Source organism: Fulvivirga sp. M361 (genome assembly GCF_007097395.1).
Lineage (GTDB): Bacteria > Bacteroidota > Bacteroidia > Cytophagales > Cyclobacteriaceae > Fulvivirga.
Genome location: NZ_VKDC01000050.1, coordinates 17,573 through 32,383, shown reverse-complemented (window position 1 = coordinate 32,383; position 14,811 = coordinate 17,573). Strand labels below are relative to the sequence as shown.

Here is a 14,811-nt window from a genome sequence, read left to right as displayed (position 1 = left end):
CAACCTACTTCTTAACAATGCGATATCACAAGGAGTTAAAGTATTAATGAATTTTCTTAAACGTAAAAAACAGAGCATACACTCGTTTAAATCAGGTGAACTAACTATCAGTTCATCCTTATATATGCTGATCAATAAGAATATGATTGCCATCCGGGTCGGTCAGGACAATACTGGCTGGCCCTTTGGTGGATTCGTCTGCCTCTCTTTCTAAGGTTACGTTTTTTTCTTTCAGACTACGCTGTATTTCCCGAACATCATCAAATGATTCCAGCGTGTTGGCCTCCTCATCCCATCCGGGATTGAACGTCAAAATATTATTCTCAAACATTCCTTGAAACAATCCTATCAATGAATTTCCATTTTTCATAATGAGATAATTCATTTTTATGTCTCCCCCAAATACTGTGAAACCAAGGTTTTCATAAAATGCTTTTGAAACATTAATATCCTTTACAGCAAGACTCACCGAGAATGCACCTAATTTCATAACTCTCCTTTTTTAGTTCGTTTTTGTTTTCCTGATGTTATGTGGTTGTATTATAAGACTTTGAACATAACTATCTGAAACCCAAATTACACATATCTACTAAAAATTCCTTTCAATTGATTTTAAGTTATGAAAAGTCATTTTGAGTTCTATTCGCTTGATAGTCTTAAAGCATATTCCCATCAGGCGCTAAAAAGACTACTTTTCAGGCGCACGTCTCAGTAATTACACACGTATTCAACAAGTACTAATAAAGAGGTTAATAGACTATAAATCCCTTTTGCCCGCCATGTCCCCCCTACTTACTGGGCACTACCTCTCCTTCAAGGGAATCTCTATTTTTAACGTAGGTCTCGAGCCATTGGTCCTGCTCCCATAACAAATGCATAATGCTTTCCCTTGCCCGGTAGCCGTGGCTTTCTTTTGGAAGCATTACCAATCGGGCGGTAGCCCCTAATCCTTTTAGTGCATTGAAGTAGCGCTCGCTTTGCATTGGATATGTGCCCGAATTATTGTCGGCATCTCCGTGAACAAGCAATAGCGGAGATTTCATTTTATCCGCATGCATGAAGGGAGACATAGTGTAATACGTCTCCGGTGAGTCCCAATACGATCGTTCTTCGCTTTGAAAACCAAACGGGGTCAATGTCCTGTTATATGCCCCGCTCCTGGCAATGCCCGCTGCAAATAAATTGGAGTGTGACAATAAATTAGCCACCATAAATGCACCATAGGAATGACCGCCAACACCTACACGGTTTCTATCGATGTATCCTATTTTATCCACAGCATCAATAGCAGCTTTTGCATTTGCAACTAATTGTTCCCTGAAAGAATCATTCGGTTCGTCATCCCCCTCACCCACTATGGGAAAGGCTGCATTATCCAGGACAACATACCCCCGCGTGACCCAATAGATGGGCGAGCCATAGTAAGGATAAATGAACTCATTGGGATTAGAAGTGCTCTGGCCGGCGCTCTGTTTATCTTTATATTCACGTGGGTACGCCCATAGGATCATAGGCAGTTTCTCTTTCTTGGACCTGTCATACCCGGCAGGTAAGTAAAGTGTACCGTCCAGGTCCAGTCCGTCTTCTCTTTTATAATTTACTACCTCCTTATGCACTCCCTCAAGGCCTTTGAATGGGTTTTCAAAAAAGGTCATAGGGGTCAGCTTGTCCTTATAGATATTTCTTTTGTAATAGTTAGGATACTCCGTTTGGGATTCAATCCTCACTAAGATCTCCCCTTTTGCTATATCTAATGCACTGTACAGGTTCTCCAGCTTATCCGTGTATTCAGACTCATAAATTCTGGTTTTCTTTTGTGTCTGTAAGTTGAGTTTATCTACAAACGGGAATTGGCCTCTCTCAGAATATCCCTCCCCCAGCAAGAAAGCGTCCCCATTTACAAGGCTTACCGTATACCTGTTGTATTTATTCTTTTCAGTTACCAGTGACCCCGGGTCGTTGTACTTATCCTGGTAGTTTCTATCCGCCAGGATCACCGGTTTCTTTTTGTCATTGGATGGGTCGAAAAGATATACTTTGGTATTCCTGGTGTTCCACCAGTAGTCATACCCTACGGCATGATGTTCATCCGCCCATTGTATTCCGGAAAAACGCCCTATGGTTTTAAGTATGGATCTCCCTTCCCCTTTAAATGGTGCACTCAGTTGAAAGACTTCATCTCTAAAATCCACTTCTTTTTCAGGATCACCTCCATCGAGGGCTTCTGCCCAAACTAATGTAGCAGGTTGATCATTTCTCCATTGTACAGACCTTCGTCCTTCATATGTGGCCATAAATCCTTTAGGCATTACTTCAATAAGGGGTATATCTCTTACAGTGCTGACCAACGCGCCATCCTTAGTATAAATTGTGGATTCAGATGGAAACCTGCGATAAGTCACAAGGTAAGAGAATGGACGTTTGATTTTGCTTACCATCACATATTCTCCATCGGGAGACAAGGAAATATTGGTGTACATAGCTGTGGGCAACCAATCTGAGCTTTTACCATCCAAAGTAACTTTTTTGATATCTGACAGGGCCAGTTGCTCAAAATTTTGCTCATCATTCGGGTTCTTAAGCAGGTCCTGGTACGTCCTGTTTTGCGCCTTTGCTCCACTGCTTACCGAAACAGTCGGACCCTTCGGTACAGCTTCGGAGGTATTGATCAGCTCCATTCTATTGGAGGGAAGCATTTTTATAAGCATAGCTTTCCCATCGGCGAACCAGGAGATAGGGTCGCCCATGTTAGCGTTGATATTTGCCTCGGTGATTCTTTTGGCTTTTCCACTAACCACATCCAGCACCCATGCTTCCACTCCTTCACCGGTGGTATGGGTAAAACTCATCATCTTTTCATCCGGTGACCAGCCAAAATTGGCCAGACGGGTATTGACCGGTAATCCACTGACTGGTCTAGTCTCTTTTGAATAGGCTTTCTTAACCTCTATATTATTATAATAGCGGGTCCTGCTTCCAATGTTGGTTTTTGGGTTGATCCGAAGCCCGCCCAGCCGGAGTTCGGTCTCTGATAATTCTGCTATGGTTTTGAAAGCATTTCTGTAGAGTAACACAACATTTTCAGCCTTACCATCAATGCGTACCGTAGGAGCAGGCGTCACGTCTACCAGCTCCTTAATAACCGCAGGCGGTTCCTGGTAGCCGAGCGCTCCTTGTGAGGACGCTTGAAAATAGATAAATAATAGAAGTATGAAGGAGATAAGCTTTTTCATAGGAGTTAAGTTTCAATGATGAAATGAACTTAGGAAATTGCAGCTTCAAAAGCTTGTAGAATTACACCATCGGAAAAATGTGGTTATTTATGTTTTTGAGTTGACCTTCGGGCTGAAACTTAGAACATATCAGTTGATCCAATGGATAAACATACTTTATAACTGTACGGTACCAGAAGTTCTTGTTCCACTTTTAAGGCTTTGCTCATACACAATAAGCTTTGAGGAACTCAAAAACTATTTACCATAATATTCATGCTGACTGGAGATATCTTCCCCATCCCACACTTTTTGTTGAAACCATTTACCGACAGGAGCTGTCCAAAACGGGTCATCGGCAGGTAACCCTAAATGGGTTAATCCCATCGTACACATGTAAAGTGAGCCTGTAAAAATATATACATCTTTCGCATTGATCTGTTTGCCTACAACACCTGAATTTAACCAGCCGTTTTCATCAAAGGTACCAGGTGCTTCCATCATTCTTTTCGTTACAGCCATCAGCGCTGCCCGGGTAGCACCAGGGTCAAGTATCGATGGTAGCTCGTTTCTATAAGCAACGTAACCTAATAACTGAAATGCTGCTATTCTATATACTGCAGACCGGCCAATAATAGGGAATGTTCCTTCCGGCGAGATAAGGTGCTCCTGTATTTCAGCATATCTTTTTGCTCTTCCTAATTCTATCGGTAATAGATCTTTAAGCGGATGGTTTTTTTCCTGACACACTTTTAATATTTCAAGTAACAAAGGGTGTATGACATAGCTATTGTAGTAATCCCAGTGAAACTGAGGCCCATCGCCATAGATACCATCACCCACATACCATTCCATATGCTTATTGACACCATGTTCTATCCTTTCTATTTCACATTCACCTGTAAACTTCCAAATTGCAGCTTCTAATACGGATGCAAATAACAACCAGTTATTATCGAAAGGTTTGAAGGGCCGATGTGATTTCAATGCTTTTATCACATTTTCTTTTTGTTCCGGTGTTAAGGGTTCCCACAATTGCTTAGGGGCAATCAATAGTGGATAAGCCAAATAGGCCCCATGAACTATACGCTCATACGTATCTGTATCTTTATCAAACAAGTAATCTGCAGAATTTGGGTCTGTAGTATGAATAAGTCCGGTCAATGATAAATCAATGTATTTGGCCCTTAACTTACCTTCTTCGGTGTCGTCGGCTCCCAAAGATAACCAGGGTGACAGACCTGATATTGTACGCCCCACAGCTTGTATATTTGTGGTACGGATATCGCATTTATCATTATTAACTTCCCAATCTTTACGAGGAAGCTCCTGATGCAATTGCTGCTTGCTTAAGGGAATCAAAACGGGGTCCACTATTTTTTGCATTAGCTTGATACAATAAGCCCGATCTTCTGCCCCTGTAGAAATAGTTGATACAATCTCTTCTTTTTTTTCAGAACAGCTTAAAATCAAGCCAATAAGAACAAATAATATGCTTTTAAAGCGTTTCATATATTTTCCTTTAATACTTCTACAATATGGGTTCTATTATACAATTTCCAGGCTTGGCCATACCTCCATCTCAAAGAGCGTTTTAAGCCTGCACTGCATTCCCTGAACCTAATGGTTTTCCATATTTTCACACCAGAAATCCCAGTTAAAATTTAGATTAAAGTGTTGAATTACAGCAAACCCGTATACTTACACTACTGAGCTGTCTTATTGTTTTTTCCTCTCTGGGTAAGCACTCCAATTCGTTCCGAAGTCTTGTGGTCCATAATAAATTACCGGGTTTGAACCCGATATTTGGTTCCATCCAATGACTATAGTAGTAGCCGGATCATCCCGTAGTGTCAGACGATATTTTTCTGTATTGGCAAAAGTGAGAGCAGCACAGAATAATAAGATTAAAGTAATGTTGAATTGCATATTTTTGTTGGTTTTTAGTAAAAAATTAAAAAAATATATTTACCAAATAAAAGCGCAATGTATAGAGATTACGCTAAACACAAATAAATCCCAGGTTAAAAAACTGCCATAAAATTGTTAATGACTTTACATAAACTTAACGTCTGATTTCACAAGAATTTATCAATTTTGAGGCTAAAACCCTCCAACTCCATGAGCATAAAATTGTTAGCTAATTCAATCCCGAATCTCCTTCGTATTTCCTGTCTTTTCGTTTTTACAGGACGTGCCTGGCAACACCTTTTATGGGATTCGCCGTTCCGTACTTTTTTTTGGGACCAGGGCCTTCTGGAAGGAATAGTCACTACCTTTTCTGACATGACCTGGTTTGAATACGTGACCAGTCCTTCGACCGATCATTCCATCACCATTCTTACCAGGGCCTTCGGTATATTTTATTTATTCATGGCCATACTTACGTTAATAGCTCAACCCCGCATGCGTAAACTATCCTGGCTTTACGGCTTATCCTCATTTTTCCTGGCTGTTCTCGCATTCTTTTATTGCAAAGAGAAATTTTATCATACGGCACAGTTTTTTGAGTATGCTATCCAGTTTTTAACTCCTGTCTTTTTTAGCCTGTCTCTTTTTAAAGATATCACACGTGCCCGGTTGGTCTTTTATATGAAAATCGCCGTGACACTTACCTTTATTTCTCATGGCCTGTATGCTTTTGAATATTATCCCAGGCCCGGAGTATTTGTGGATATGACCGTCAACATTTTAGGAGTCAGTGAAACCAAAGCACATCAATTCCTCACTGTTGCCGGCCTGGTGGACTTTGTACTGGCCATTGGTATTTTCCTGCCACGATACGGGCAGTATTTTCTGCTTTATGCCGCATTATGGGGATTTGTAACAGCCATAGCACGTACCTGGTCTAACCTCGTCTATGACCCTCTGTCATTGAGCCTGATGAACCAATATCTTCACCAGACCATATACCGCCTCCCGCACGGAATGATACCGATGATCATTTTCCTATTTCCTGTTCAAGATCCTGTAGTTCAAAAGTCAGGGTAGAAAATTTCTATTGTGCCTGTCTGTCCTGCCTTTAAACATTTTTCTGTCGAGAGTCCTCTGCCAGATACTTTGAGCAATAGGAAATTCTATTACTCCCCGGGATGATATCTTGACTTTGCCCTTTTAAGAACATCTTCATGATAGAATGCCACCGTCTTAAACAAACCATCTGCGTAACGTTGGGCCTGATCGTCAAAGTGTGGTGAGTTTACATCACCGCTTTGGCCGCCTGCTAACATTGATTTTGCTTTTACTTTTTCGCCAAATTCCACCACAGCAACAAAACTATTCCCTCGCGTCCCATACATTTTTTTTGTATTGTTATTATATCGTGCACCATAAGCCGCCAGCGCGCCCCAGCGACCTGAAGCAAAACCAATAGCGATGCTCGGTTCATCATCACTAAAAGGTTGACGAATATCCCCATTTAACCGCTGGTACCGGTTTACTTCTCCCCATGGTTTGTTCCAGGTGCCAAAATCTGCTTCGAGTTGGGAAATTGTTGCTTTAAAAATTTTGACTCGTTCTTCCAAAGGAGAATTACTCCCCCAAAAAGTCACCAACTCCATAGGTCTTAGCCCGGAGGGACGACGCCCATTTTTGTAATACATGGTGCCATAGTAATGTGCCAGCGTCATGGCCACAGACGTTTTGGAAGTTCTGTAATCCCAATTACGAAGTAGTTCCACCGGAGCGCCTGGTACTGACGTACCGCCCAGTTTATCGTAAGCTTCTACCAAACCAGGGATCAACGCTTCAAAGGCCGGCAAATAAGGGTCGTGCGCCAACGTGATCAGGTTACCCAACGTAAAATCCTTTTTGTCCTTTAGTAAGCCTATGGCATGAACACCCCGAAAATTCTCCCTGTCGATCGACATGTATCGAGGGTAATTTTTCTTCTTAGGGCTGAATTCCGATGCAGCAGTGAACGGAGTAGAATTACAATTTTGTATCCATCCATTCTCAGGATTTAACAGCAGGATGTTATCATCTACCGTATGAAGACCTTTCCAATCGGTTCCTGGCAGACTTCCGTCTACCGGCAATGTATAATCAAATGTAGTATCACGGACCGGGATGAAATTACCATGAAAATAGGCAATGTTCCCTTCTGCATCAGCATAAACCGTATTATTGGAAGAGTTTGTGCGGATGTCCATCATTTCACGAAATCCCTGATACCCCTCTTGTTTTGTTCTGATAAAAGATTGCTCCAACGCTTTAACCGGTTCCCACATCATGGCCGAGGAGGTCCATTGCCCCTCTTCCATGTGTGTAACTGGTCCGTGATGGGTATGATACATTGGAAAGTTCTTTTCTTTTAACACATCTCCTTCTTTATATTTCAATGTGACTTCAGAGGTTTCCACAGGCTTCAATTCCTCGCCATATTTGTAAAACAGGCCATCATCCCTTTTCACAATGGTTTCTTTGAATTGGTCCATCACATCGGTGTAGGTTGAGGTATGCATCCAGCCGGTTTTTTCATTAAACCCCTGATAAACAAAAAACTGCCCCCAGGTAACAGCTCCGTATGCGTTCAACCCCTCTTCACTGACCACATGTACTTCCCCTCTAAAATAAAAGGAAGTGTGTGGGTTGATGAGCAGTAGTGTATTACCGGATTCGGTTAACTTTCCGGAAATTGCAATTCCATTGGACCCTTGTGGTTCTGCCATTTCCTCTTCTTTTTGCATCTCCTTATCTTCCAATTCAGGGAGCTCCATTCCACTGTCATAAAATGCCTTGATCTTCCGGATGGATATCCGTTCAATATCACCTCCAATGGACCCTTCACTAAAATACATGGGCATCCAGGGCTCAAAACGTGTCAATAATTTCGGTTGTACTTCCGGGTGTTTGGAGAGGTAAAAATTAATGCCATCCGCAAAAGCAACACAGAGTTCTTTCAGCCATTCAGGGCTGTTTTCAAAGTTATCTTCCGCCTCTTTTTGGGTCATAAAAAGCCTGGCTCTCAGATCACTGTAAAGAGCTTCTTCACCCTCCACCTCAGCAAGTCTGCCTGTTGCCCAAATGTAATTTTGTTCTACCCGGTTAAAATCATCTTCGCATTGTGCATACAACAAACCAAAAACCGCATCCGCGTCCGTTTTCCCATAAATGTGAGGAACACCAAAATCATCCCGGATGATCTCTGTGTTTGATACATGTCGGTCCCAACGATCTTGCTCTGTAAGGGCTTTGTCGTTAGAACCTTTGTCAGAACAGCTAAGTAACAGGGCAATTGAAAGAAGATAAATTCGATTCATAGAGTAATTTTTTAAAGCATTTGGCTAAAAAACATGTTTTCCGATCAGCTATGTTTTTTTAAATGTTGTTAGACCTTCATTATTAATGGATTTATTCCGTTTGTATATACCCACACCATAAGCAATAAGTAATGGTATTGATAATATCATAGACAAACCGGTTAGCAACATTAATATCATATATGAACTGTCATGTGGAGAGGGGTTTCTGATACCTCCCATAACCTGAAAAACCACTTTATGTAAGTTTAAAATTGTCAGCGCTGAAATAATAAGGCACATAGGCATCAATGTTACGGTCAATATGTTTCCTAAACTCAGTCTTGTAAAATGCCTGAGGAAGTAATACAACAGGCCTAACCTCCAGGCAGCAACTACTGCAAGAAACCAAACATTCATTGTATTGGCCGTTTCTATTGAAAAAAACCTTTCAACCGGAATAGCATAAAATATGGCAGGAAAAGAGGTGAGTCCAATAAAAATTAACACTACAGAATATTTCCAGCCATCCACCTTAAATGGCAGAAGTATCAGCCAGATAAAACCGGATAATACAAAAATGTAGATCACAGACCCCAAGCCGAAATGCTGAAGGAGGCTTGCTTTTTCATCATCCCAATAGCGTCCCATTCCAACCAACCACGTACCTGTAAGGGCTACGATGAAATGTTTAACCTTAAATTGTAACATTTCATCTCTGGTCAGTCTGAATGTCAGGAGCCGTAGGGTGGTTTTAAATAGACTCATACAAACTGTATTTCTTTCTGTTCCTTTGTATCTCTCTGAATTTTCTTTTTCTTTCTTTTACCGCATCAGCTGAATAAATCGTTGACATCAGTTTTTGAAAGCTATCCTCCAATTCCTCTACGGAGAAATTCTTAGGGATGAAATTTACGTCAAATAATGTGCATTTTTCCCAATAGTGTTCATCCAGTAATCTATTCTCTGCCTTTAGCTGCTTGTAAAGATCAGTACCTGGGAACGGCGTCAGCAAAGTGATCTGTACTTCAGATAAACCACTGACTTTGATGAACTCCTCGGTGTCAATAAAGGTATCCTTTGTGTCGGTATCAAAGCCTAAAATGAAACAGCCATTGACTGAAATACCATAGGATTGAATTTTATCAATGGCTTTTAAGTAATTATCAAACTGTTTGTATTTCCAATCACTTCTATCCAATCCTTTCAGCCCACTTGCCTTTGAAGTTTCAAACCCGATTAAAACCTGGGCGCAATTTGATTTGGCAAGTAATTCTAACAATTCATCATCATAAGCCACTGAAATATCTGTTTCTGTAAACCATTTCATTTTGTATTTACCGAACAGTTTCAATAAATCCTTTGACCAGGCTTTGTCTACAAAGGTATTATCGTCTGCCAGCTCAATAAATGGTCTATCCCAAACTTCAAATATTTTGTTTAGCTCACTTTCAATTTGAACCATTGATTTCTTTTTATAAGTGCTGATGGTTCTGGAAGCCGCACAAAAACTACAATGCAGGGGACATCCCCTTGTCGTCTGGATGGTTAACCGATTGTATTTTGAAATATCAAGTATTTCATACTTCGGAACTCTTACATCCTTAAACCGGAATGTATACTCAGGATTTGATAAGGAGCTGTAGTACCTTTTCAGCATATTATTTTCATAATCTGAAAGAAGGGTTTCCCAAATGATCTCCCCTTCTCCCTGAATAACACAGTCTGCTATTTTCATGGCCTCATCCGGTAGCGCAGATACGTGGAGACCTCCAATTACAGTTGTAATTCCATACTTTTTAAATACACTTGTTAAAGAGTAAGCTTCATTGATTCGAGCGGTCAAGGATGAAAATGCAACGATATCCGGACACTCTTCTGCTATTTCATTTATATCGCCATCCGAATAATTGTCCAGTTCTTTATAGATAACTTTCCAATGAGCAGGTGTGTGAGCGGCAAGCGTCAACAGTCCTAAACTTGGGAGACTCGCAATGACCTCACTTCGATCAACAAACCCGGGAAGTGTCAAACCAAGTTCGAGCAGCCTTTCGTTATAAACTCTAACGCCACTCATTGAAATTAATACGACTTTAAACTGATGTTTTGTCATTTTAACACATCGACCGGTTTTACTGCCTGAGATAGATGAAGTATAAATTGCTAATACTAATTACAACACAATTATCGGATTTAAGTCTCAGCTATTCTTTAGGTTTTATACCGAAGGTTTATTCGTGCCATGATATACAATTATGAATCGAACCTGGATTACCATTTTGAAACTTTTCTTAAAACCGTTTGGCTTAGTTTAGTGTATTTCAGATTTATGCAACAAGTAATGGCTCAGATTTTGAAAAATCCATTCCGTTTATTAACGTTATCACCGTTAACTTTATACTTGTCATGAAAAAGATCCTGGTAATAGTATTGATCCTAATGATCGCAGCTTTTTTTAGTATCCGATATTACTATAAAGAAAGACTTCCTCAGGCTGTAGCAGATGCGATCGTTAAGGACGAGTACCCGGCAATCGTCCCGGAAAAGGTTGTTAAAAAAATCAAAGTGGCCAGTAAAGAGGTGAACACCCGGTTGGAAACAGTAATTACAACCACCGAAACCCAGGGCATCACCATTGACCAACTCATACAAGCGGTGGATGAAGTGAAGGAAGACGAGGTTCGCAAAACCCTGGACATATTGTATAACACAGATCTGAGAAGCGCTGATCAGCTTTTCGACATTGGCATTGAAAATATTCATATTCAAGCATTTGACCCCGCTGTTCTACGCGAAAGTTTTGTAAACAACGTAAAGATGAAGAAAGTAGAAAAGGCGTTGAAATACATTAAAGACAATGAATTGGCTGATGCGTTATCCCCGGATGTGGCCCGGGAAACCATAAAAAGAATGATACTGACCAAACAGGAAGAAATAATAGCCCGTACCAGTGTAGAAGGTAACGTTAATTAACAGTCCGCGTACAGATCATTTATTCCGTTTTAAATTCCTAAATAGTGTTTCGGTATGATCACCCTAACACCTGGCTGTCTTTCTTTTTTTTCCAATTCGTCCTTTTTCTATAACCTTCGCCAGATATGCTGAGGCTAGCGGAACTTTGCAGGCCGTTCCACCCATTTCAACATTTACTTTCCCTATAGCACTGGCTACTTTTAAGGAATCTTCAGTCAATACTTTGATATAGGTGCCAGTTGCAATTACAAAGCCATTCATAGTATATCGCACCCTGTTCTGAGCTTTATGTATCTCTTTTTCAACCGTACTTAAAAGACCCTGATATGTCTTGACTGGTAGTGCGTCATCCTCATTCACAGCCGCACAATTAGATAAAGTGGACCAACCGGCAGATGCGATCCGTTCTTGACCAGACTCAATCCATTTTAATCCTAATTCAAGGCCAAAAGGAGTTTCAGCAGCAACCCAAGGCACAGCATATTCGCTGAGGTAGTACCAATACGCTTTTTCTACCCATTTTTCTAATTGATCTTTTGTGATCTTGTTTTCATCTGCCATCAGACCTGCCAGGTACATTGCATCAGAGTTGCCTGTAGCATAAAGTTCAAGTGACAGCGTATGGTCTTTCTTCGTCTTTTTAAGAATCTTTTTCAGGTCCTGGACTTTAACACCAAAGAAAGGTTCTTTCGCACCGTGCTTTATAAGAGTGCGTTTCGTATTTTCATCCCCATAGCTTTCTAATGCTTTCAATACATCATTCAGTGTCATTTTAAAGATTGGTTTTCCGTTGGCCGACGCAGTAAGTATAATATACAACTTTTCTTATCACAGTTATAGCGGACGCGGTGAAAATCCTCGTCTGAAGATTTTAAATATGATCCAACATGATCTGTATTACAATGGGAGGGCCGGATAAGTAGTTTATTGTGCTCATTTTAATTTTGTCTTTCTCCCAGGAAAAATCGGGAGGTCTTTCGTTGGGTTGCAGAGTGTATTTCTTTAATTCGTGAGAATTCAGCTCTGTCCGACTGAAAATAAACGTGATACTTTCCTTACCTTTTTGATTATCCAGGCGGATATGGTTTTCCCGGGTCGGAAATGAAAGGCAATTATCCTGATAAGGTAAAATGGAGCTTTCCGAACCAGAAGCGGGGAATAATTTTCCGTAATCTCCGGAATCATTGCAATAGGTAATGAATAAATAGCAGGCGAAATTATTTGTTATGTCAAAGCCAAATGCTGTACCGGATGGATAGGACTTTTTAAAAGTGTATTTGCCTTCCGTCAGAAACTTCACACCCATAAGCGCTCCATGACTTAGCTTCCCCTCAATGGATATTTGTACGTCACTGTATTCACCAAAATGGCTAAGCTGGTAACCACTAAATACCCATTTTTCGAGATCGCTATACTTAATATTGGTGAATCCTTTATTTCCCCAGGCACTTCCCCAACTGTTTACTACTTCAAAGCTCCCACCATAAAGATGATCATTATAGCCTAAAACGCACAACGCGTGACCGTCATATTGTGTAGACAAAGATTCATAAGGCCTCCATAGGTCAGAGGCCGAACATAAAGTCGGAGCAACACTCAATCCCACCACAACAGGATTACCTTTAGCCAGCACTCTTTTAATAGCTTCAACCTTACGCTCACTGGTGCGATCAAACAATTTCACATAACCGGAAAGCTTTTGACGTTCCAGCCCTGCCTTACCGATAATTCCTTCCGGACAGTAAAAAGGATAATCTATGAACTTCGGCACACCGACGGACTTCAAAGCATCCAGGGTCTTTCCAATGGATGTGCTACGCTCACAGTTATTGTCTAAAAGATTTTCATAGATATAGACAGGAGCAAAAGATCCTTTGGTTATTAACTCGGGGTCTGTCAGCTCCTGATCTCTGGCATTCAGAATGGTCATAGCGTAATAAGCTGAAGCCCAGCCTGCGGAAGTTTTGAAGCTTAGTTGAGTAGTGGGTTTAGGACAATACTTTTTAAGGGAAAATGAGGTTGGTAAAAGGCCATAATGCTGCAACGCAGGCAATGCTTGAGCTTTATATTCATTTTCGTTAAAATCAAGGCCAATGGGACACTGCTGGGCAAGTGAAACCGATGAAACAAAGCATAAAATAAACGGGAAAAAGCTTCCTTTGATACTTCTATCTACTTCAATGAACTGATCCATTACACTGGTTGCACATTAAAAAACAGTATCATTTCACGATAAATATAAAATCGCTGCCCGCTTCGTTGCTTCCAAACTCTCCGTAATGAGGGGCCGGGTTTACCGTACTGACTTCGTTCAATATTTCGCTCAGGGTAAGTATTTTATCCTTGCCTCCATTTGTTCTCAAAGCTTCAATGAATTTCCTGGCAAATGGTGAGTGCATGCCGGGTCTGCCGTCCGAGACATATTCTTTGCCACCAGAGGTCAGGAATCTTCGTGTTCTATATTTTAATCGCCTGGTGGCAAATTCCGTACGGGAAACCTCGGCATAAACATCTTCTTCTCCACGACTTCCAGCTGCCATTTTTGCATCGAAAGTACCTCCGAAGCAAACATCCATTGTGAGAAAAACATGCTTGGCAGGAACATTATTAAGAGCTCGTTCCAGGATAGAAAAAGACAGGTAGGAGGTGTTAGCAGGATCGTTTTTTTGTGAATTCTTACCCACGATATAACCATCCCCCAGAAGATCATCAAAATGGCCATGACCAGCAAAAAATATAAACAACTGATCATCTTCCAGGTATTCCTTACCGGCATACTCACGAACCTTGATCAGGATATCGTTAATCTTATTGTTTTCCATCAATTCCACCTCATAACCATAGGTATCTCTCAATTCACGGGCAATTGTTCTGGCATCATGGATAGGGTTAGTCAGATTTTTCCAGTGGTCATATTCATCGGTGGCAAAGATCAGCGCATGGTCTTTGCGTGTCACCAGGGCATTCGTAAACCGGATAGTACGTTTCTCAGTGGTAACACCATCATATTCATTCCTGGCAGTTACTTCAATAGTATTGTCTCCTTCTGCCAGGCTAACTATTTGGTCCAGCCATGCATCATATTCACCGGTCTGTTTAGTCATCGATACCACTCCCATTCCACGCATTTCAGAAAGAGACCGACCATTCACTCTTACATCCACTTTTGTGATCTTAGACGGGCATTTAATACCGATCTTCAAGGGATACTCTTTGTCTTTGGCTATCTTCTGATCGCTATTCGGTTTAATCCAAAAAATAGCCGGTGGAGCCTTATCACGGGATTTAATGTAAAAGTTAAAAACCTTACTTTCTGTTTTTTCTTCCTGGGCGGATAAGGCGGTACATATCCCCAATAAGGAAATAAATAGGATAAATTTATTCAT

12 protein-coding genes are annotated in these 14,811 nt (G+C 40.9%); 2 read left to right on the top strand and 10 right to left on the bottom strand.

Going from position 1 to position 14,811, the window contains the following annotated elements; genetic code table 11:
* Positions 1 to 118 precede the first annotated feature (118 nt).
* The 4 genes from FNH22_RS29455 to FNH22_RS29440 form a co-directional block, all read right to left on the bottom strand.
* Entirely contained in the window at positions 119 to 490 is a 372-nt protein-coding gene (locus tag FNH22_RS29455; RefSeq protein WP_143402118.1) for a VOC family protein, read from the bottom strand.
* A gap of 298 nt (positions 491 to 788) precedes the next feature.
* A complete protein-coding gene (locus FNH22_RS29450) occupies positions 789 to 3,233 on the bottom strand; it encodes a S9 family peptidase (RefSeq protein WP_143402117.1) in 2,445 nt (814 codons plus the stop codon).
* Positions 3,234 to 3,470: 237 nt separating this feature from the next.
* Entirely contained in the window at positions 3,471 to 4,724 is a 1,254-nt protein-coding gene (locus FNH22_RS29445) for a DUF2264 domain-containing protein (protein WP_143402116.1), read from the bottom strand.
* 207 nt (positions 4,725 to 4,931) lie between these two features.
* The gene (locus FNH22_RS29440; RefSeq protein ID WP_143402115.1) at positions 4,932 to 5,141 is read right to left on the bottom strand and encodes a hypothetical protein; all 210 of its coding nucleotides are present in this window, start codon (positions 5,139 to 5,141) and stop codon (positions 4,932 to 4,934) included.
* 192 nt (positions 5,142 to 5,333) lie between these two features.
* On the opposite strand from FNH22_RS29440, the gene FNH22_RS29435 reads away from it, so the two are divergent.
* Positions 5,334 to 6,203: a hypothetical protein gene (locus FNH22_RS29435; protein WP_143402114.1), complete on the top strand. Its 870-nt coding sequence runs from the start codon at positions 5,334 to 5,336 to the stop codon at positions 6,201 to 6,203.
* Positions 6,204 to 6,292: 89 nt separating this feature from the next.
* On the opposite strand, the gene FNH22_RS29430 is transcribed toward FNH22_RS29435, so the two are convergent.
* Genes FNH22_RS29430 through FNH22_RS29420 form a run of 3 tightly spaced genes read right to left on the bottom strand, consistent with a single transcriptional unit; the run spans position 6,293 to position 10,529 of the window.
* Entirely contained in the window at positions 6,293 to 8,473 is a 2,181-nt protein-coding gene (locus FNH22_RS29430) for an acylase (RefSeq protein WP_143402113.1), read from the bottom strand.
* A gap of 48 nt (positions 8,474 to 8,521) precedes the next feature.
* Positions 8,522 to 9,220: a hypothetical protein gene (locus FNH22_RS29425; RefSeq protein WP_143402112.1), complete on the bottom strand. Its 699-nt coding sequence runs from the start codon at positions 9,218 to 9,220 to the stop codon at positions 8,522 to 8,524.
* The gene (locus FNH22_RS29420) at positions 9,207 to 10,529 is read right to left on the bottom strand and encodes a B12-binding domain-containing radical SAM protein (RefSeq protein WP_185154491.1); all 1,323 of its coding nucleotides are present in this window, start codon (positions 10,527 to 10,529) and stop codon (positions 9,207 to 9,209) included. The genes FNH22_RS29425 and FNH22_RS29420 overlap by 14 nt, the downstream gene beginning before the upstream one ends.
* A gap of 329 nt (positions 10,530 to 10,858) precedes the next feature.
* Here FNH22_RS29420 and FNH22_RS29415 point away from each other — a divergent pair, with 329 nt between their 5' ends.
* The gene (locus FNH22_RS29415; RefSeq protein ID WP_143402110.1) at positions 10,859 to 11,425 is read left to right on the top strand and encodes a hypothetical protein; all 567 of its coding nucleotides are present in this window, start codon (positions 10,859 to 10,861) and stop codon (positions 11,423 to 11,425) included.
* Positions 11,426 to 11,488: 63 nt separating this feature from the next.
* Here the strand turns inward: FNH22_RS29415 and FNH22_RS29410 are convergent, their stop codons facing one another.
* The 3 genes from FNH22_RS29410 to FNH22_RS29400 form a co-directional block, all read right to left on the bottom strand.
* On the bottom strand, positions 11,489 to 12,196 hold the full coding sequence (locus FNH22_RS29410; protein WP_143402109.1) for a DNA alkylation repair protein: 708 nt from the start codon (positions 12,194 to 12,196) through the stop codon (positions 11,489 to 11,491).
* A 100-nt stretch (positions 12,197 to 12,296) separates the two neighbouring features.
* Entirely contained in the window at positions 12,297 to 13,619 is a 1,323-nt protein-coding gene (locus FNH22_RS29405) for a C1 family peptidase (RefSeq protein ID WP_143402108.1), read from the bottom strand.
* 28 nt (positions 13,620 to 13,647) lie between these two features.
* Complete coding sequence (locus tag FNH22_RS29400; protein WP_143402107.1) at positions 13,648 to 14,811, bottom strand: caspase family protein; 1,164 nt, start codon at positions 14,809 to 14,811, stop codon at positions 13,648 to 13,650.